Below are 19,592 nucleotides of genomic sequence, written 5' to 3'. Positions count from 1 at the left end.
AGCTCTCTCCTTTGTGCCTGCTTTCATCCAGGCCGTATTCCCTGAGTAGACACCCGGCGTTAGCCAGGTTGTAACATCCTTCGACACACGGAAAGCTGCGGATGATACCGACTCAGGCAGGATTAGGGAGCGGTACACGTCAGAAAGTTCGATTTTTTATGTGGGTATTTTCCTGTGCCTCCGAGTTTTTCGCCGAAAGCGCCAGTGGCGATGGCAAAAAGCTTTCGCTCCGAGCACAAGGGCGTGTAGCGTTGACGCGTATTCCGGCGCTGATCTCCAGAACCCGTGAATACGGGCAGAGGGAGGCTCATGGCGCAAACGCTGTTCAAACTTTTCCTTACCCAGCGCCTGGCGGCCCTGGCCAGTATCGAGTCGTTGCGTGCGATTCGCGAGGGATTGTTGTGGATCCTGCCTTGCCTGCTGGTCTCCGCCGGTTTCCTTATCCTGTCCGAATGCGCCAGGATGCTCGGTTTCAGCCCTCAGACCGCCAGCTTCCTGGCAGGTCTGCATGACCGCATCAGCGCGGTCATCCCGCTGCTGGTCGCCGCCTCCATCGGTTACATGCTAGCCATTCAGCACCGCCTGCCACAGCTGCCGATCGCCTTCTTGTGCCTTACCCATGTGGTGGTGGCCACGTTTCTGTTGCGTGAATACCCTCGAGCGTCGGCCACCTTTCTGTTGTTCATTGCCATCGCGTCGCCGCTGATCAATGTGCCCGCCGTTGCCTGGCTGCACCGTTTTCGTTGGACACGCCTGGTCCATGAAGACCTGATCGGACACAACCTCAAAGGCACGATCAACATGGTGCTGCCTGGCGCGATCAGCGTGTTGGCATGGGTGGTGGTGCTGTCGTTGCTGCTGCAGATCCCCTACGTGGCGCAGTGGCAGGGGCCGCAGGTACTCAATGCGTTACAGGCGCCCTATGGCAGCGGTTTGTTCGTGACCTTGATGAACTCGCTGTTGTGGTTTTTTGGCATTCACGGTGTGTACGCCCTGCAGCCGCTGTTCGATGTGCTGGATCAGGCCGTGACGCTCAACGCTGCGGCGCTGGCTGCGGGGGAGCCGGTGCGGTACCTGCTCAACAGTGGCCTGTTGGGCAGCTTCGCGTTTATCGGCGGGTCGGGCAGCGCATTGTGCCTGCTCCTGGCTATCCTGCTGTTTTCCAGGAGCCGGTCCATGCGGTTGCTGGCGATGGCCAGTTTGCCGCTGTCGTTATTCAATGTCAGCGAAGTGCTGTTGTTCGGTTTGCCGATCATCCTCAACCCGCGCTTGTTCATCCCGTTTCTATTGGTGCCGGCGTTGAACGCGATGGTGGCGTTGGCAGTGGTGCAATTGGGCTGGGTGTCACCGGCAGTGGCCAGCGTGCCGTTTACCGCGCCGGTGTTGCTCAATGCCTACCTCAGTACCCATGGCGACGTCGCCGCCGTGGTGCTGCAGATCGTGCTGACGGGCCTGGGCACGCTGGTGTATGCGCCTTATGTACGGGCGATTCATCGCCAGGCCAGTGAGGGCGGCACGGTGTACCTCAAGTCACTGGACATGACCTTTCGCGGCCTTGAGGAGAAAGGCCGGTTGCTGGAGTTCGACCCGATCCTGGCTTCCCATCGCACCCTGGCCCGCCAGGCCATTGAGCTGAGCCGCATCCAGCAGATCAGCGACTACGATTTCTACCTTGAGTTCCAGCCCCAAGTCTCCACCCGTACCGGCCTGTGCACCGGCTGCGAGGCCTTGATGCGGGCTCGGGACGCCCAGGGCACGGTGCATTCGCCCTGGGAGTTCCTGCAATGGCTGGCGCAGGCGCGGTTGATGCCCGACGTGGACGTGTGGGTGGCGTCCCAGGCCGTGCGCCAACATCAAAAGTGGAAGAAGGCCGGGTTTGAATTGCCCATCACCATTAATGTGTCCAGCTTCACGCTCAAGGACGCGGCCTATGGTGATCGCCTGGTGGAGATTCTCGCCCAGGCCCACGGCTCGGTGTCGGTGGAGATCACTGAAGACGCGCTGGTCAGCGATATCCAGGCCGCCCGTCAGACCATTGGCAAACTGCAGGCGTTGGGGGCCAAGGTGTATATCGATGATTTTGGCACCGGGTTTTCGGCGTTGAGTTACCTGCACCAGTTTCCGGTCGATTTCATCAAGATCGATCGCAGCTTCGTGGTCGCCCAGCACGATCCCAAGGGCGCGCAGGTACTGACGGGCATGCTGCGTTTCTGCGAGGCATTGAACCTGGGCGTGGTGGTGGAAGGGGTCGAGACCGCCGAGCAACTGGCGTTCCTGAATACGGGAGCCGAGTTGTTTATTCAGGGATGGTATTTCAGCAGGGCGTTGCCGGGGGATGAGGTGCCGCAGTTTGTGCGCGAGCGCGCCGCGTTGGCTTGATCAGGTGGGCAAGGCGCCCGGTTTGAATGTGGGAGCGGGTGGGCTCCCACATTTTCACGCCGCCTAGGCGGCCTCGTAGGCCCGGTTGGTCTGTTCAATCTCCTCGACCAGCCCATCGATCCCCTGCAGCCGGGCACGATTGTCATGATCCCATGGGTGAAAACCCGGTTTGAAATAGTGCAGCCATGGCCGCAGCATGCGGGGAAACACGCCCTTGGGGCCATACAGAAACTTGAGCATGCGCCAGCACCCCTTCACCAGCCCTCCCGACTTGCGGTCGGCAATCAGCAGGCGCACGTGGAAGTCGAACACCACCAGCCAAAAAAGCACCGTGGTGAACAGCATGGTGCCGGTGCGCAGCAAGTAGCGCCCGGGCCCAGGCTTGATCACCGTGTTCCATACATCAAAGGCCACTGCCTTATGTTCGGTTTCTTCCAGGGCGTGCCAATACCACATCTGCCGGTAGCCCTTGAGTGAATCGCCAAACCGCGACGGGTCGCTCAGCAGGATCTCCGCGAGCATCGCGGTGTAGTGCTCAAGGGCGATGGTCACCGCCAGATTGAATGAGGGTGGCAGGTGTTTCTTCTGCAAATCCAGGAAAAATTTCAGGCGCCGGTCGAGGCGGTGCGCAGGCAGGCCCGCTGCTTGCAGCAGCTCGTTGTAGGCCACGTGTTCACGGCTGTGCATGGCCTCCTGGCCGATGAAGCCCTGGATTTCCTTCTTCAGGTCCGGATCGTCGATGCGGGTGCGGTAATGGCGCACGCTGTCCATGAAAAACAGCTCGCCCTGGGGAAACAGCAGCGACAGGGCATTGAAAAAGTGTGTCACGAACGGGCCTTGCTCATGCCAGTTGGTGATGCGCCCGGCGGGCAGGGCGAAGCGGATATCACGGCGAATGGGCAACATGGGGCGTACTCCTGTTCAGAGGCGAGGCTCGTCGTTGGTTTCAAACACGGGCGTGCGCGGTTTGGGGACCATGCGCTTGCTGGCAAACACCACCAGCGCTTGATAGGCCGCCGGCAGGCAACGGGCGAGCAGGTCGAGGAAATAGGCATCGCGGCCGATCAGTACGCGGCGCTTGTTTTTGCGCACGCCGTGCAGGATGACTTTGGCGGCCTGGTCGGCGTCGGTGATAAACAGTTTTTCGAAATCGGCGCGCGCCTGTTGTTCGCTGTGGATCAGAAAGCCGGTCATGTTCGCGTCGATACGGCTGCTGCGGCAGATATCGGTGCGAATCCCGCCGGGATGCACGCACGTGGCCGAGACGCCGCAGCGTTGCAGGTCCAGCTCCTGGCGCAGCGCTTCGGTAAAGCCGCGCACCGCGAATTTGCTGGCGTTGTAGCCGCTCATGCCTGGCTGGGCGAACAGGCCGAATACGCTCGAGGTGTTGACGATATGCCCGTCGCCGCTGGCCTTCAGGTAAGGCAGGAACGCCTTGGTGCCGTGCACCACCCCCCAGAAATTGATGCCGACGATCCACTCAAGGTCGGCATAGTCCACGCCTTCCACGGTGCTCGACAGCGCCACGCCGGCATTGTTGAAGACCAGGTTGACCTGGCCGTGCTCGGCCGCACAGCGCGCCGCCCACTCCAGCATGGCTTGGCGGTCTGCTACATCCAGCACCTGGGTGGTGACGGTCACCGGCGACAGGGTCGAGGTCCTGATCAAGTCCAGGGTCTGCTCAAGCCCCTGGCTGTTCTTGTCGGCCAGGGCCAGGTGGCAGCCTTCCCGTGCCAGGGCCAGGGCCAATGCGCGGCCCATGCCGGAGGCCGCTCCCGTGATCGCCGCCACGCGGCCGTTGAATGACTTCATGACAGGCTGCCTTCTGTGGCGCAATGAGGGGTTGGCTGCGCACGCGGCACCGATGCCGCCGGCGCCTGGCTGACCAGGTAGTCCTTGAGCGCAAAATGCCGGGTGATCTGCTTGAAGCGCCACGTCGAGCCGGGCCACAGCGTGGTGTTCCTGCCGGTGCGCGGGTCGAGGTACCAGCTGCGGCAGCCGCCGGTGTTCCAGATAGTGCGCTTGAGCTTGCCTTGCAATTGCTCGTTGTAGGCCTGCTCCACGGCAGGTTTGACGTCCACCACGCTGATGCGCTGGCGCTGCATCTGTTGCAACGCGCCAAGGATGTAGGTGACCTGGGCCTCGATCATCAGGATCATCGAGTTGTGCCCCAGGCCCGTGTTGGGCCCGACGATCAGGAACAGGTTGGGATAGCCCGGCACCGTGGTGCCCTTGTAGGCGTGGGCACCGTCCTGCCAGGTGTCCATCAGGTCGACGCCGTTGCGCCCGATGATGCAGTCACGGGGCAGGGGATCGGCGGCCTGGAACCCGGTGCCGAAGATCAGGCAATCGGCGGGGTGCTTGATGCCGTCGGCGGTGATCACGCCATCGGCTTCGATGCGCAGCACGTTGCCGGTCACCACCTCGACGTTACTGCGTGACAGCGCCGGGTAGTAGTCGTTGGAGATCAGCACACGCTTGCAGCCGATGGTGTAGTCCGGTGTCAGGACTTTGCGCAGGGAAGGGCGGGCCACCTGGCTGCGCAGGTGGCGCAGGGCGATTTTCTGCACCATCTTCATCAAGCGCGGGTGCAGGGCAAAGCCCACCACGCGGCCTTCCAGTGCCCAATAAAAGGCGCCGCGCACCAGCCGTTGGGTAAACGGCACATGCTTGAACAGCCAGCGTTCGGTACGGGTGATCGGCCGGTCGGGCTTGGGCATGATCCAGGGCGGTGTGCGCTGGAACAGGTCCAGGTGCGCCACGTGCGGTGCAATCTGCGGCACGAACTGAATGGCGCTGGCGCCGGTGCCGATCACCGCGACGCGTTTGCCTTTCAGGCTGTAGTCATGGTCCCACTGCTGCGAATGGAAACGCTTGCCCTTGAAACTCTCCAGCCCGGGGATGTCCGGCAGTGCCGGGCGCGACAGCCCGCCCATGCCCGACACCAGCACGCGCGCACTGACCTGGCGGCCGTCGCTGAACGTCAGTTGCCAGCGCTGTTGCTGCTCATCGAACACCGCCCGCTGCAAACCCATGCCGAAGCGCAGGTACGGCGCCAGCTCGAAACGCTGCGCGCAGTGCTCCAGGTAAGCGCGAATCTCCGCCTGCGGAGCAAATTGGCGCGTCCAGTCGGGGTTGGGTGCGAAGGAAAACGAATAGACGTGGGACTGCACATCACAGGCACAGCCGGGGTAGTGATTGTCACGCCATGTGCCGCCCAGGCTGTCGGCCTGCTCGGCGACAAAGAAATCGGTGAACCCGGCTTCCTTGAGTTTGATCGCCATGCACAGGCCGGCGAAGCCTGAGCCGATGATCGCGATGTCGACGTTGTCACTGTGGGCATTCATAGGTTGTCCTTTGTGGGCATCGGATGTGCTCCCGTTTTTGTTGTGTGTTTTAGATAGAACACCATTGCAAAGAAAAATTGAATTAATTATTTTAAAAAAAGATTTTAAATAATCTACCTGAAAATTTCGCCGCCGCCAGGGTCTTGTTCGATACATGCGACTTGTCCGACAGACGCGCATAGAGGTTGGCCCCAAGGTAGGGACGAAAGTTGAGGCCTCGATCAATCCCGGTCAGGTCGCCAGCAGCAGGGAAGCAGAGGACCGAGCTATGGCTGTCGAGTGGGTTGTCGCTGCGGGTGTGGTAATAGGCGCAAGCGCTGCGTTGTGGGCGTTCAGTGCGTGGATGACACGGCGCATCGAAACGGCTGTTCCGATCAATGGGCGCTTTGTCGAGGTGGATGGCGAGCGCTTTCACTATGTAGAAGAAGGCGCAGGCCCGGCGCTGGTGATGATCCACGGGCTGATGGGCAGCAGTCGCAACCTGACCTATGCGTTATCCGGTCAGTTGCGCGAGCATTTTCGCGTTATCAGCGTAGACCGGCCAGGCTCGGGCTACTCCACCCGGCAGCGCGGCACGGCGGCGGATCTGCCGGCCCAGGCGCGCCAGATGGCCGCCTTCATCAACACCCTCAAGCTGGACAGGCCGCTGGTGCTTGGGCATTCCCTGGGCGGAGCGATTGCCCTGGCCTTGGCCCTCGATCATCCCCACGCGGTATCGGGCTTGATTCTGGTGGCGCCCTTGACCCATCCCCAGCGCATGTTGCCGTTGGTATTCCTGTCATTGGCGGTGCGCCCCGCCTGGCTGTGTCGCTGGATGTCGCGCACCTTGACCATGCCTATAGGCCTGCTGACCCAGGGCACGGTGGTCAAGGGCGTGTTCGCCCCCGATGCCGCCCCGCCGGACTTCGCCACGCGCGGCGGTGGCCTGCTGGGGATGCGTCCCGACAACTTCTACGCGGCGTCCACCGAGATCAATCGGGTCAACGATCACTTACCGGACATGGTCACGCGCTACCCGCAGCTGACGCTGCCCATCGGCCTCATCTATGGCACGCGTGACAAGGTGCTCGATTTTCAAAAGCATGGCCAGGGCCTGGCCAGCAGGGTGCCTGGGCTGAAGCTGCAGGTCGTGGAAGACCGTGGGCACATGCTGCCGATTACCGCCACCGAGCGTGTGGTGGCACTGGTCGAGCAGGTCGCCAAGCGGGTTCGACCGGTACAAACCGCCACCGTGTTGCATCCTTCGTTCGCCGTGGCGAGCAAATAATCGTGCCATTTCATTCGCGGTTCCAGCGCGTCAATGCTTGCCCTAGACACCTGGCCGACGGTCTGAAAAAGCGACTGTACGGTCACGGAAAAAAGGTCTGGATAAACTAGTTGACGACCTAACGATTCCGCGCTATTTATTTAAAAAAATTATTTCAATGTGTAATTTGAAACAGTTTTTGAAATGCCTAAGAGCGAATAAAATAATGAAAAGAACGCCTTTTATCGCATGGTTGATGTCTCGCAGCGTTCAGCGCTGCGCCACTGCCTTTTCTGCCTTCGGATGCCTTCGGAGGTTGCCATGAACCCTGCTCTGAGTGTTCCAGGCGTGTGGGCCGACGGCAAGCGCTACCTCTGGTGGCTCGGTATCATGCCGCTGGCAACCCCATTGCTCTCGGGTGCCCTGGCGATCGGCACCGGCATCCAGCAACTGTGGTGGGTCGGTGTGCTGGTCATCTTCGGCGTGATCCCCTTGATCGACGGCCTGCTGGGTGAGGATGTCAGCAACCCGCCCGAATCCGCCGTCAGCCATCTCGAATCCCAAACCTATTACCGTTGGATCGTCTACACCGGCGTGCTGTTTGTGATCGCCTCGGTAGTCATCACCGGTTGGCTCGCCGCCGGCGGCATTGACTGGATCATCGGCGGCGGGTTGCTGCGGGCCACCGCGATGCTCGACCCGTCAAGCGGGTTGGCGAAAGCCGTAGCGTTCATCACCTCTCGCACCGAGTTGCACGGCCAGGTCAGTGGCTTCACTTATCTGGGCATGGCGATGTCTACCGGCGCGGCCACCGGTATCGCGATCAACACCGCCCACGAACTGGGCCACAAGCCCAAGCCACTGGAAGTGTTCCTGGCCAAGGTAACCCTGGCGCCGACTTTCTACGGCCACTTCTACACCGAACACAACCGCGGCCACCACGTACGCGTCGCCACCCCGGAAGACCCGGCCAGCTCGCGCCTGGGTGAAAGTTTCTGGGCTTTCCTGCCGCGTTCGGTGTGGTTCAGCGCACGCTCGGCGTGGAACCTGGAGCGCGAACGCCTGCGCAAACTCGGGCTACCGGTCTGGCACTGGAAGAACGCCGTGCTCAGCGCCTGGATGTACAGCGTGCTGCTCTGGGGCGCAATGATTGCCTGGCTGGGCGTGGCAGTGATCCCGTTTCTGATTATCCAGGGCATCTACGGTTTCTCGTTGCTTGAAGTGGTCAATTACGTCGAGCACTACGGCCTCAAACGGCAGAAATTGCCCAACGGTCGTTATGAGCGCTGTTCGCCGCGTCACTCCTGGAACAGCAACCGGATTGTGACCAATATCTTTTTGTTCCAGTTACAACGGCATTCCGATCACCATGCCAATCCAACCCGCAGTTATCAGTCGCTGCGCCACTTTGATGAATCACCGCAACTTCCGTACGGCTACGCAAGCATGATTGTCTGGGCGTACGTGCCTTACTTGTGGCGCCGACGGATGGACCACCGGGTATTGAATCATTATGCCGGCGATATAACCTTGACCAATCTTCAGCCGTCAAAGCGTTTGAAGTATCTGGAGAAGTACAGCGGCGATGCCAAGCCGTTTTAATTTGAAATAAAAAACGCGTTTTCAAAGGATATTTCGATAAGGATTTCTACGTCGATGGTTTGTTAGTTTAGTTGCAAGGCGGTTGTTTACCCGAACGAAAAATAATTTCAAGGGAAGGGCGTAAACATGCAAGTAACTCCTATAACTATAAAGCTCACCGTTAACTTCGTATTGGCTGCGCTGGGCCTGATCGGCTGTCACCAGGCACAGGCCGCCCGTATCGAACCTGCCGGTAGTGCGTTTACAGCCCAGGGCCCGATCAGCTTTTCCAAAGGCGCGTTGATCAGTGCCGACTGCACCATCAAGGTGGCCGGCAAGGTGGCGGCCGATGGGACATCCGTCAATATCGACAAGGTGGCGTTCGATGGCGGACTCAAGTGCAGCCGGGTCGAAGCTATTAACTTGCCCTGGATCTTGATTGCAAAGGATACAAAAAGCGGCTCGATGTCGAAGATCAGCGTGGATGTGCATGCCTTCGGCCTGGGCGGCAAGTGCGGTCCTTCTACCGCAGTCGGTACGTGGGATAACGCCACCGGCAAGTTGCAGGCTGCCAATGTACCGATTGGTGATGACTGCATCATTAAAACGGTGTCAATCAAGATGCCGCCTGATTTCAAAGTCGTTGAATAAGGTTGTCGGATTTAACTGAATTTGGCTGGAATACGAAGCTCTGCAGTTTTAACCGTGGCTTCGTGTTCATGGTCATTACCCCAGGCGAATAATTCGCCATTACATGTGAGGCAAAATAATGAAAAGCTTGAAAACCCTCGTTTGTGCAACTTCGTTCGCCCTGAGCCTTGGTGCAGTGTCGGTGGCCAACGCTGCCACTATCGCGCCTGCCGGCACGGCGTTCTCCACATCGGGCTCGATTACCGTTACCTCGCCCGCGTCCCTGAACCTGCCGGTGACCTGCAACATCGCCTTCACCGGTTCCGTCGCGGCGGATGGCTCGAGCGCTTCGATCACCGGCGCAACGGTCAACGGTTCCAACTCGCTGTGTGGCGTACCCAAGTTGTTGGGCCTGCCGTGGACATTGAACGTGGCAAGCGGTGGCCCTGATGCCTTCAACGGTACGGTGTCGGGCGTGAATTTCCAGATTCTCAACAATTGCTCCGCTTCGCCTGTGACCATCAATGTCGGCTTCAATAACTCCACCAACCAGTTGAAGGTGCCAAGCACACAAACCGTTGGTAACTGCAAAATTACCGCTCTGACCGCTACACCAAGCCCGGCCTTTACCGTTACCCCATAAAGGCCGTGAGCGTTTGACGTGATGATCACACGTTGAAACACGCCAGTGCCTCGCAAGGGGCACTGGCTGCGGGAGGCCAGGTCGGGACAACCGATCTCGGAGGATAAAAACAATAAGGAGTGGAGCATGAATAATAAAAAGCAACAGGCGCGTACGTTGTTGAGCCTGGCAATTCTCGGCGGCCTTATCACGGCAACGGGACCCGCACACGCTGGCGGTTTCAGCACGCCGACCTTCGGTGCTCCCGGGTGGGGGCGCGCCTTCGGGGGTGGCTCACTGTTCCAGAATGATCCTTCCGCGGCCTACAACAACCCGGCCGGCATGGCGTTCATCGACCATACGATTTCTCAATTTACCGTTGATTACGCGCGCATCAACGTTAAATACAAGGGCACGGCCACGGACTACGCGGGCAACGCACCTGCGGCGGTCGACCCTACGGATTTGAGTTCCACGCCGCGCACCGGCGATGGTGGGCAAGGCGGGTTTACCGCCTGGTTGCCAACCGGTTTCATGGTGATACCGATCAACGACCGTTTTGCATTCGGGCTGAGTCAGGTGGTGCCGATGGGTGCGCGCACCACGTGGGATCAAGACTGGATCGGTCGCGACTTTGCCGTCGATACGCGCATTGAAACGGTGGGTGTCACAGGCTCCCTGTCGTTCAAGGTCAATGACCAGTTCTCGGTGGGTGGCGGTGCCATCGTCCAGCACACCAAAGGTTTTGTAAGCCAGAATCTGGACCTGTATTCCGCAGCCGCCCTGTCGCCGGCGATCGGTCTCCCGTTCCCTTCCGGAGTCGGCTCCTCGCTGATGCGGGTCAAGGTGGACAACACCTCGGTCGGCTGGTTTGCCGGTGTGGTCTGGAAGCCTACCCAATTCGATACCCTGGGCCTGAATTACCACGCGAAAATCAAGAATAAGCTCGAAGGCAAGTACAACCTGTATGCCGACGAGGCGAACAAGTCACTGATCGAAGGCGGCCTGCCGGCGCTGGCTTATCCGGGACTGGACCTCAACGTCAACGGCGCCAAGGCTTCGACACAACTGGACGTGCCCGCCAACGCCTCCATCGACTGGGTGCACCAGTTCAATGATCGCCTCACCCTGGGCGCCAGCGTCACGTGGACCCAATGGTCGTCGTTCAAGGCGCTGACATTGAAGTCCGAGGGCACGCAGCTCGTGTCGATTCCCTATAACTACAAGGATGCCTGGATGGTGTCGCTGGGTGGCGATTACAAATTCACCGACGACTTCACCTTCCGCGCCGGTGTCGCCACCGACCAGACGCCCACCCGCAACTCTACGCGTGACCCGCGTATCCCTGACGGAGACCGGATATTCGCCTCCCTGGGCTTTGGCTACAACATCCGCGCGATTCCCGGTTTGAGCATCGACGGCGCCTACTCGCGGCAATTCGTCGAAAAGGCCAAGCTCAGGACGCACAACCAGGATCGCCTGGGCGGGGCAACCCTTGACGGTAAAGCCGACGCCAAGGGTGAGGTGGTCAGCCTTTCGGCGACCTACGCGTTTTGATCGGTTGATGGCGCGCGACCTGTGCTGGACAGGTCGCGCAGGCAGTGCTGATACAACCCGTTGATGACTTGACAGGCTGACCCGCTCAGCCCGTTATTTCTTCGCCAAAGCATTAAATAAAAATTTCAAAACAAAATTTGAATTTGTCTTTCCAAGTTTGTAGTGTGGACCTGAGCCGTCGCTCAATCCGAGCGGCCGCAGGTGTCACGCCCTGGATCAAGTAGAGGTATCCCATGGTTATCTGGTCATTGGTGGGTTTCGCCGCAGCGATTGCCCTGGCGTATCGACAAGCCGCCGCCACCCTGTGGCTGGGCGCTGGCCTGGTATGGCTGGCGGCTGGTTATCTGTTTAACGCAGTAGCCGCATTCGGCATCACCGTCGCGGCGGTGCTTGTGCTGCTCCCGGCCCTGGTGCTGGCGATCAAACCCCTGCGCCGTGTGCTGTTGACCAACAAGGCCCTGGGGCTGTTTCGTACGATCATGCCGGCGATGTCCGATACCGAACGTGCGGCGATTGAATCCGGCACCGTGTGGTGGGACGCCGAGCTGTTCAGCGGCAAGCCTGACTGGCAGCGCCTGTTGCAAGCCGCACCGGCCAGCCTGAGTGCCGAAGAGCAGGCGTTCCTCGACAACGAAGTGGAAACCCTGTGCGACATCGCCAATGACTGGGAAACCACGCAAGTGTGGCAGGACATGTCCCCCGAGGGCTGGCAGTACACCAAGGGCGCGGGCTTTCTCGGCATGATCATTCCCAAGCAGTACGGCGGCAAGGGCTTCTCCCACTATGCGCACTCCCAAGTGGTGATGAAGTTGTCGACCCGCTGCTCGGCGGCGGCCATTTCGGTGATGGTGCCCAACTCCCTGGGCCCCGCCGAACTGTTGCTGCATTACGGCACCGACGCCCAGCGCAACTACTACCTGCCGCGTCTGGCGCGGGGCGAGGACATCCCGTGCTTTGCGCTGACCAGCCCGTATGCCGGCTCCGACGCAGGCGCAATTCCCGACGTGGGCATCGTGTGTAAAGGCCTGCACGAAGGTGAGCAGGTGCTGGGGTTCAAGGTGACCTGGGACAAGCGCTACATCACCCTCGGCCCGATTGCCACGGTGCTGGGCCTGGCGTTCCGTGCCGAAGACCCGGACGGTCTGCTCGGTGCCGCCGGTTCCCTGGGCATTACCTGCGCGTTGATTCCCACCTCCCATCCGGGCGTGAACAGCGGTCGGCGCCATTGGCCGTTGAATGCGGTGTTCCAGAACGGCCCGACCACCGGCAAGGATGTGTTCATTCCGCTGGAGTGGGTGATCGGCGGCCGCGAACAAGTCGGCAACGGCTGGCGCATGCTGATGGAATGCCTGGCGGCGGGCAGGGCGATTTCGCTGCCGTCGGCCAACGTCGGCCTGGGCAAGGTCGCCGTCCGTGGCACCACCGCCTACGCGGCGATGCGCAAGCAGTTCGGCCTGCCCATCGGCAAGTTCGAAGGGGTGCAGGCGCCCCTGGCGCGCATGGCCGGGCACCTGTATGCCTGTGACGCGGTGCGCAAGGTGTCGGTGGCGTCCCTGGATGCCGGTGAGAAACCTTCGGTGATCTCGGCCATTGCCAAATACCACGTCACCGAGCGCGCCCGCATGATCGTCAACGATGGCATGGACATCGTCGCCGGCAAGGGCATCTGCATGGGGCCCAACAACTTCCTGGCCCGTGCCTATCAGCAAAGCCCCATCGCCATCACGGTGGAAGGCGCGAACATCATGACCCGCTGCCTGATCATCTACGGCCAGGGCCTGATCCGCTGCCATCCCTATGTGTTCCGCGAGATGGAAGCGGCGCGCCAGCCGGATCGGCGCAAGGCACTGGAGGCGTTCGACAGCGCAATGTTCGGCCATGTGAGTTTTGTCCTGGCCAACACCGTGCGTGCGGCGGTGCATGCATTGACCGGTGGCCGGTTGATGTCTGCCCCGGCCAAGACCGACCCGGCGCTGGCGTCCTACTATCGTCAGGCCAATCGCCTGTCGGTGGTGCTGGCGCTGGTCTCGGACATTTCCATGGGCGTGCTGGGCGGTGCCCTCAAGCGCAAGGAAAGCATCACCGGGCGCCTGGGCGATATTCTTTCGCAGCTCTACATCCTGTCCTGCGTGCTCAAGCGCTTCGAGGATGACGGTCGGCCCCAGGCGGACCTGCCGCTGGTGCATTGGGCGGCCCAGGATGCCTTGCTGCGCGCCCATGAAGCCCTGGCTGAAGTGCTCGACAATTACCCCTCGAAAGTCGCTGCCGGGGTGCTGCGCGGTTTGAGCTTTCCGTTCGGCATTCCCTTGCATAAACCGTCGGATCGCCTGTTGGCCCAGGTCGCCGATGTGGTGCAGGTCCCCGGCGAGACCCGCGACCGGCTGCTGGCCAATTCCTACATCCCCCGGCCGGAAATCGACAAGCTGGCCTATGGCGAGCTGGGACTGCGCCTGTTGCCCCAGGTTGAGCTGATCGAGGCACGGCTCAAGCCCGCCATCAAGCAAGGCCTGCTGGAGCCGATGCCGATTTCCGCCGTGGCCTTTACCGACTGGCGCGTCAAGGCGCGGGCGCTGGATTTGATCAGCGACGACGAAGAGGCCTTGCTCGCACGCTATGTGGAATACGCCGACCACGCTATCCAGGTCGACGATTTCCCGCAGGACTTCGGTTTGCTGGAGGCCCTGCAACAGCGCAAGCAAGCACTGGAGCCCGCCGCCAAGCGTCGCGCCAGCCAAAGCGAAAATGCGTCGGTCAATTAACCCGAACGCGGCCCCAATGTGGGAGGGGGCTTGCCCCCGATGGCGGTCTACCTGGGGCATCTGTGGGGGCAGACACACCGCTATCGGGGGCAAGCCCCCTCCCACATTCGATCGGATTTACAAACAAGGATTTGTGTTGTGAGTGAGTGTCCCTATGAGTGACAGCTACCTTTCTTTCGTCAATTCCCCCTGGGGCCGTCGTCTGGCCCAGGCCGTCGGCTTGCCGCAACCTCTGCCCCTGCAACGCCACCGCAGTGGCCAGCAGGGGCTGGCCAACCCGGTGATCCTCGCCGGGGCAGGGCGCCTGGCGGAGCAGGTGCAGCGCATCTTCACCAGCACCGATACCGTCGCCGCCACCCCGGCCACTCTCAGGGCGCCGTCCACGGTGAAGGTGCAGGGCGCGGTTTTCGATGCCACCGGCGTGACCGACCCGCAGCACCTGGACGAGCTTTACCGGTTCTTTCACGCCAATGCCAAGCGCCTGGGCCAACACGCGCGGGTGGTGGTGCTCGGCACTGCGCCGGAACACTGCCAGGACTTGCCCCAGGCCGTCGCCCAGCGCGCGCTCGAAGGGTTGGCGCGCTCGCTGGCCAAGGAGCTGCGCCGGGCAATTACCGTGCAATTGATCTACGTGGCGCCCGGCGCCGAAGACGCGCTGGACAGCAGCCTGCGCTTCTTTCTGTCGCGTCGTTCGGCCTATGTGTCGGGGCAAGTGGTACGCCTGGAAAAACCGCTGGACGACGCGCTGAGTGTTAATTGGGACAGGCCGTTCGCCGGCCGGCGCGCCCTGGTCACGGGTGCCTCGCGGGGTATCGGCCTGGCCATTGCCCAGGTGTTGGCGCGCGACGGTGCCCATGTGGTGTGTGTCGACGTGCCCCAGGCCCAGCTGGCGCTGCAACAGGCCGCCGACAGTGTGAACGGCTCGGCGCTGCCCCTGGACATTACCGCCGCGGATGCCGCTGCGTTATTGCAGGCGCATGTCGGCCAGTACGGCGCCTTCGATGTGGTGGTGCACAACGCCGGGATTACCCGCGACAAGACCATCGCCAAAATGACCGAAGTTGCCTGGCGCAGTGTGCTGGCGGTCAACCTTGAAGCGCCGTTGCAGCTCAGTCAGGCGCTGCTGGATAACCAGGGCCTGAACCCTGGCGGGCGCATCGTGTGCGTGTCGTCGATTTCCGGGATTGCCGGCAACCTCGGGCAGAGCAACTACGCCACCTCCAAGGCCGGCGTGATCGGCCTGGTGCAGGGCCTGGCCCCGCAGGCGGCGGCGCGGCAGGTAACGGTGAATGCCGTGGCGCCAGGCTTTATCGAAACGCAGATGACCGCGAAAATCCCGCTGATGATCCGCGAAGCCGGGCGGCGCATGAATTCCCTGTCCCAGGGCGGGCAACCGATCGACGTGGCCGAGACCATCGCCTGGCTGGCTCATCCCGCTTCGGGTGGAATCACTGGCCAGGTAGTGCGGGTGTGCGGCCAAAGCCTGCTGGGAGCCTGAGCCATGGACTATGTAACGCAGATTATCGACCCGCCGCCCTCGCGCACTCGACTGTTGCTCGACGGCGTGCGCGGTTTGCGCAAACCCAAGCCCGACGCCGCGCCGCCATTGCCCAGGGAGCGCCTGGTGCGGCCGGCGGTGGAACTGTCGGGCGCCGCCATCACCGCCTATGGTCGCGCCTGTGGCTTTCGCCGCGAGCAGGGCGTGCCGCTGTCCTATCCCCATGTGCTGGCGTTCCCGCTGCACTTGATGCTGCTGACCCGCCCCAGCTTTCCGTACCCGGCCAGCGGCATGGTGCACCTGGCCAATCGCATTCGCCAGCATCAACGCTTGCATGAAGGTCAGGCGCTGCGCCTGGAAGTGTTTTGCGAACGTTGGGTTGCCCATCCCAAGGGGCAGGCGTTGAGCATCGCCACCCGTGCCTACGGCGCGGAGGCCCTGGTGTGGGAAAGCGACAGCCTGTACCTGCGCCGCGAGGTAAAAAATCCCGTCGGGGAGCTGTGGGTGGATGCACTGCCGTTGCAGGAAGAGGGCTTGCTGCGCACCCAGCGCTGGGTCTTGCCCGCCGACCTGGGGCGCCGCTTTGCCAAGGTCTCGGGAGACTTCAATCCGATCCATACATCGGTCATGGGCGCGAAGATTTTCGGCTTTCGCCGCGCCATCGCCCACGGCATGTGGACCCTGGGCCGGGCGCTGGCCGCCCAGCAGCCACCGGGTGGGCTGGACCGCGCCGAAGCCCATTGCGATTTCAAGTTGCCGATCTTCCTGCCCGGCCAGGTCGCCCTGTGGAGTCACCCTGTGACCGGCCCGCTGCGCGAGTTCGAAGTGCGCAGTGTCGCCGGCGACAAACCGCATATGCGCGGGTTGTTTATGTGGGATCAATCGCCTGGAATGAGAGCCTTGCATGAGTGAATACAGCTTCAATCCGCCCCCGAGCCGACGCGTGGCGATCATCGGCGGCAATCGCCTGCCGTTCGCCCGTTCCAACACCGTCTATGCCCATGAGACCAATCAGGACTTGCTGGTGGCCGCACTGCAGGGCCTGGTCGACCGCTACAACCTGCACGGCCAGTGCCTGGGTGAGTTCGCCGCCGGGGCGGTGATCAAGCATTCGCGCGATTTCAACCTGGCCCGTGAGTCACTGCTGTCGACCACATTGTCCGCGCAGACGCCCGCCTACGATGTGCAGCAAGCCTGCGGCACGGGCCTGGAAGCCGCGTTGCTGGTGGCCAATAAAATCGCCCTCGGCCAGATCGAAGTGGGCATAGCCGGGGGCGCCGATACCACCTCCGACGCGCCCATCGGCATCAATGAATCCCTGCGCCACACCTTGCTCGCGGCCAATCGGGCCAAGGGCCTGGGCGATAAACTCAAGACCCTGTTGAAGGTGCGTCCGTCGATGTTGTTCAAGCCGTTGCTGCCGCGCAATGGCGAGCCACGCACCGGCCTGTCCATGGGCGAGCACTGCGAGGAAATGGCCAAGCGTTGGCAGATCAAGCGCCTGGCCCAGGATGAGTTGACCCTTGCCAGTCATCAACGCCTCGACGCGGCCTATCAGCGCGGTTTCTTTGACGATCTGATCAGCCCCCATCGGGGCCTCGCACGGGACAACAACCTGCGCGCCGACATCAGCCTGGAAAAACTCGCCGGCCTGGCACCGGCCTTCGACCGCCACAACGGCACGCTCACCGCCGGCAACTCGACGCCCCTGACCGACGGCGCCTCGGTGGTGCTGCTCGCCAGTGAAGAGTGGGCCGCGGCCAATGGCTGGCCGGTGCTGGCCTACCTGCGCACCGGCGAAACGGCGGCGGTGAATTTCGTCGACGGCACCGAAGGCCTGCTGATGGCCCCGGCCTACGCCGTACCGCGCATGCTCAAACGCGAAGGCCTGGGCTTTGCCGACTTTGATTTCTTCGAGATCCACGAAGCCTTCGCCGCCCAGGTGCTGTGCACGCTCAAGGCCTGGGAAGACCCGGACTACTGCCGCGAGCGTCTGGGCCTGGACACGCCGCTGGGCGTTATCGACCGTAGCAAAATGAACGTCAACGGCGGCTCGCTGGGCTGCGGCCATCCGTTTGCCGCCACCGGTGGCCGGCAACTGGCGGCGCTGGCCAAGGCCATCCATGAGCGCGGTGGCGGTCGCGGGTTGATCTCGATCTGTGCGGCGGGCGGGTTGGGTATCACCGCCATCGTCGAAAAGTAGCCTCATCCACAACAACAATAAGGACACTGCCATGAACGCCATCAGCCTGGAACAGACCGAACGCATCTGGTTGAACGCCTACCTGCCCGGCGTGCCGGCGGACATCGATGCGGCCATCGAGGATTACCCCTCATTGCGCGAAGTGTTCCTGGAGCACCTGGAAAAATTCCGCGAGCGCGTGGCCTATGTCAGCATCGGCACGCCAATGACCTACGCCGATTGGAACACCCAGGGCCACGCCTTCGCCGCCTGGCTGCAGGGACAGGGGGTGAAGAAGGGCGACCGTGTCGCGCTGATGATGCCCAATTGCTTGCAGTACCCCATCTGCCTGCTGGGCACGATCCTGGCCGGCGCGGTGGTGGTCAACGTCAATCCGTTGTACACCGCCCATGAACTCAAGCACCTGCTCAAGGACAGCGGCGCAGAGACCGTGGTGATCTTCGAAAACTTCGCCCACACCCTGGAAAAAGTCGTGTCCGGCAGCAGCGTCAAGCGCGTGGTGGTGGCGGCCATCGGCGACCTGCTCGGCACCTTCAAGGGCGCGGCGATGAACTTCATCCTGCGCAGCGTGCAAAAGCAGGTGCCGGCCTTCAGGTTGCAAGGTTCGCTGCGTTTCAATCAGGTGCTCAAGCAGGGGCGGGCACTGATGTACCTGCCGGTCAGCCTGGACCGCGATGAGCTGGCCTTCCTGCAATACACCGGCGGCACCACCGGCGATGCCAAGGGCGTGATGCTCAGCCATCGCAATATCATCGCCAACCTGTTGCAGGCCAAGGCCTGGGTTGGCGACCAACTGGACCAGGACAAGCAGGAAACCAACGTGACCCTGCTGCCGCTGTACCACATCTTTTCCCTGACGGTGAACTGCCTGATGTTCATGTGCCTGGGTGGGCGCAATATCCTCATCGCCAATCCCCGGGACGTGAAACGCGTGCAGATGATCCTGCGCAAGGAGCGCTTCAACGGGATTGCCGGGGTCAACACGCTGTTTAACGGTTTGCTGCAGAACAAGGAATTCTGTGCGCGGGACTTTTCCGACCTGCGCCTGGTGATCGCCGGAGGCATGGCCACCCACACGGCCGTGGCCAAGCGTTGGAAAGAGGTCACCGGGCTGCCGATCGTTGAAGGCTACGGGCTGACCGAGTGCTCACCGGTGGTGAGCATCAGCCCCATCGACATTAACCGTATGCGCGAAATGGCGTTCACCGGCAGCATCGGCGTGCCGTTGCCGTCGACCTGGGTGCGCTTCATGCGTGAAGACGGTGAACTGGCCGAAGTCGGCGAGCCGGGCGAATTGCAGGTGCGCGGGCCGCAAGTGATGCAGGGCTACTGGAAGCGCCCGAAGGAAACCGCCGAAGTGCTGGACGCCGATGGCTGGTTGTCCACCGGTGATATCGGGGTGATGGATGAACGCGGTTACATTCGCCTGGTGGACCGCAAGAAGGACATGATCCTGGTCTCGGGCTTCAACGTGTACCCCAATGAAATCGAAGACGTGGTGGCGATGCACCCAGGGGTGGCGGAAGTGGCGGCGATTGGCGTGGAAGATGGCGTGACCGGCGAGCGGGTCAAGATCATCGTGGTACGCAAGGACCCCAAGCTGACCCAGGAGCAGATCCTCGCCCACTGCCGGGAATACCTGACTGGGTACAAAGTGCCCAGGTATGTGGAGTTTCGCACCACGGAGTTACCCAAAACCACCGTCGGCAAGGTGCTACGCCGAGCCCTGCGCTGATACTGAAGGTGACGCAGACCAAATGTGGGAGGGGG

14 protein-coding genes are annotated in these 19,592 nt (G+C 61.7%); 11 read left to right on the top strand and 3 right to left on the bottom strand.

The genetic code is table 11. The annotated features are described in order from the left end of the window. Positions 1–309: 309 nt before the first annotated feature. Positions 310–2,379 (top strand): EAL domain-containing protein, encoded by a 2,070-nt coding sequence (locus BFP89_RS21290; RefSeq protein WP_065887431.1) that lies wholly within the window; start codon positions 310–312, stop codon positions 2,377–2,379. Positions 2,380–2,442: 63 nt separating this feature from the next. Here the strand turns inward: BFP89_RS21290 and BFP89_RS21285 are convergent, their stop codons facing one another. Genes BFP89_RS21285 through BFP89_RS21275 form a run of 3 tightly spaced genes read right to left on the bottom strand, consistent with a single transcriptional unit; the run spans position 2,443 to position 5,726 of the window. Next, positions 2,443–3,285 (bottom strand): metal-dependent hydrolase, encoded by an 843-nt coding sequence (locus tag BFP89_RS21285; RefSeq protein ID WP_065887430.1) that lies wholly within the window; start codon positions 3,283–3,285, stop codon positions 2,443–2,445. Between the two features lie 15 nt (positions 3,286–3,300). Next, complete coding sequence (locus BFP89_RS21280) at positions 3,301–4,191, bottom strand: SDR family NAD(P)-dependent oxidoreductase (RefSeq protein WP_065887429.1); 891 nt, start codon at positions 4,189–4,191, stop codon at positions 3,301–3,303. Next, a complete protein-coding gene (locus tag BFP89_RS21275) occupies positions 4,188–5,726 on the bottom strand; it encodes a flavin-containing monooxygenase (RefSeq protein ID WP_065887428.1) in 1,539 nt (512 codons plus the stop codon). The genes BFP89_RS21280 and BFP89_RS21275 overlap by 4 nt, the downstream gene beginning before the upstream one ends. Before the next feature lie 268 nt (positions 5,727–5,994). On the opposite strand from BFP89_RS21275, the gene BFP89_RS21270 reads away from it, so the two are divergent. The 10 genes from BFP89_RS21270 to BFP89_RS21225 all read left to right on the top strand — a co-directional run bounded on the left by BFP89_RS21270 (position 5,995) and on the right by BFP89_RS21225 (position 19,557). Next, a complete protein-coding gene (locus BFP89_RS21270; protein ID WP_065887427.1) occupies positions 5,995–6,993 on the top strand; it encodes an alpha/beta fold hydrolase in 999 nt (332 codons plus the stop codon). Between the two features lie 300 nt (positions 6,994–7,293). Then, positions 7,294–8,574: an alkane 1-monooxygenase gene (locus BFP89_RS21265; RefSeq protein WP_065887426.1), complete on the top strand. Its 1,281-nt coding sequence runs from the start codon at positions 7,294–7,296 to the stop codon at positions 8,572–8,574. Between the two features lie 126 nt (positions 8,575–8,700). Beyond that, positions 8,701–9,204: an alkane oxidation protein activator PraA gene (gene praA, locus BFP89_RS21260; protein WP_065887425.1), complete on the top strand. Its 504-nt coding sequence runs from the start codon at positions 8,701–8,703 to the stop codon at positions 9,202–9,204. A 118-nt stretch (positions 9,205–9,322) separates the two neighbouring features. Beyond that, entirely contained in the window at positions 9,323–9,826 is a 504-nt protein-coding gene (gene praB, locus BFP89_RS27860; RefSeq protein ID WP_163003387.1) for an alkane oxidation protein activator PraB, read from the top strand. A gap of 126 nt (positions 9,827–9,952) precedes the next feature. Then, positions 9,953–11,362, top strand: a complete 1,410-nt coding sequence (locus tag BFP89_RS21250; protein ID WP_065887424.1) for an outer membrane protein transport protein — start codon at positions 9,953–9,955, stop codon at positions 11,360–11,362. Positions 11,363–11,595: 233 nt separating this feature from the next. After that, complete coding sequence (locus BFP89_RS21245) at positions 11,596–14,121, top strand: acyl-CoA dehydrogenase (protein WP_065887423.1); 2,526 nt, start codon at positions 11,596–11,598, stop codon at positions 14,119–14,121. A 154-nt stretch (positions 14,122–14,275) separates the two neighbouring features. After that, positions 14,276–15,619 carry a 3-oxoacyl-ACP reductase gene (locus tag BFP89_RS21240; RefSeq protein WP_065887422.1) on the top strand — a complete coding sequence of 448 codons (1,344 nt, stop codon included), beginning with the start codon at positions 14,276–14,278 and terminating at the stop codon, positions 15,617–15,619. A 3-nt stretch (positions 15,620–15,622) separates the two neighbouring features. Then, positions 15,623–16,531 (top strand): MaoC/PaaZ C-terminal domain-containing protein, encoded by a 909-nt coding sequence (locus tag BFP89_RS21235; RefSeq protein ID WP_065887421.1) that lies wholly within the window; start codon positions 15,623–15,625, stop codon positions 16,529–16,531. Continuing rightward, positions 16,524–17,822: an acetyl-CoA C-acetyltransferase gene (locus BFP89_RS21230; RefSeq protein ID WP_065887420.1), complete on the top strand. Its 1,299-nt coding sequence runs from the start codon at positions 16,524–16,526 to the stop codon at positions 17,820–17,822. The genes BFP89_RS21235 and BFP89_RS21230 overlap by 8 nt, the downstream gene beginning before the upstream one ends. Positions 17,823–17,853: 31 nt before the next feature. Next, positions 17,854–19,557: an AMP-binding protein gene (locus tag BFP89_RS21225; protein WP_065887419.1), complete on the top strand. Its 1,704-nt coding sequence runs from the start codon at positions 17,854–17,856 to the stop codon at positions 19,555–19,557. Positions 19,558–19,592 lie beyond the last annotated feature (35 nt).

The organism is Pseudomonas sp. 31 R 17 (assembly GCF_900004915.1).
In the GTDB taxonomy this organism is placed as follows: Bacteria; Pseudomonadota; Gammaproteobacteria; order Pseudomonadales; family Pseudomonadaceae; genus Aquipseudomonas; species Aquipseudomonas orientalis_A.
The sequence above is the reverse complement of the archived record's forward strand: the minus strand, read 5'-3'. Positions and strand labels throughout refer to the sequence as shown.

Coding starts and splice junctions, on each gene's coding strand:
- praA (WP_065887425.1), top strand. CDS start 8,701: ATGCAAGTAACTCCTATAACTATAAAGCTCACCGTTAACTTCGTATTG.
- BFP89_RS21245 (WP_065887423.1), top strand. CDS start 11,596: ATGGTTATCTGGTCATTGGTGGGTTTCGCCGCAGCGATTGCCCTGGCG.
- BFP89_RS21230 (WP_065887420.1), top strand. CDS start 16,524: ATGAGTGAATACAGCTTCAATCCGCCCCCGAGCCGACGCGTGGCGATC.
- BFP89_RS21225 (WP_065887419.1), top strand. CDS start 17,854: ATGAACGCCATCAGCCTGGAACAGACCGAACGCATCTGGTTGAACGCC.
- BFP89_RS21240 (WP_065887422.1), top strand. CDS start 14,276: ATGAGTGACAGCTACCTTTCTTTCGTCAATTCCCCCTGGGGCCGTCGT.
- praB (WP_163003387.1), top strand. CDS start 9,323: ATGAAAAGCTTGAAAACCCTCGTTTGTGCAACTTCGTTCGCCCTGAGC.
- BFP89_RS21280 (WP_065887429.1), bottom strand. CDS start 4,191: ATGAAGTCATTCAACGGCCGCGTGGCGGCGATCACGGGAGCGGCCTCC.
- BFP89_RS21275 (WP_065887428.1), bottom strand. CDS start 5,726: ATGAATGCCCACAGTGACAACGTCGACATCGCGATCATCGGCTCAGGC.
- BFP89_RS21250 (WP_065887424.1), top strand. CDS start 9,953: ATGAATAATAAAAAGCAACAGGCGCGTACGTTGTTGAGCCTGGCAATT.
- BFP89_RS21270 (WP_065887427.1), top strand. CDS start 5,995: ATGGCTGTCGAGTGGGTTGTCGCTGCGGGTGTGGTAATAGGCGCAAGC.
- BFP89_RS21235 (WP_065887421.1), top strand. CDS start 15,623: ATGGACTATGTAACGCAGATTATCGACCCGCCGCCCTCGCGCACTCGA.
- BFP89_RS21265 (WP_065887426.1), top strand. CDS start 7,294: ATGAACCCTGCTCTGAGTGTTCCAGGCGTGTGGGCCGACGGCAAGCGC.
- BFP89_RS21285 (WP_065887430.1), bottom strand. CDS start 3,285: ATGTTGCCCATTCGCCGTGATATCCGCTTCGCCCTGCCCGCCGGGCGC.
- BFP89_RS21290 (WP_065887431.1), top strand. CDS start 310: ATGGCGCAAACGCTGTTCAAACTTTTCCTTACCCAGCGCCTGGCGGCC.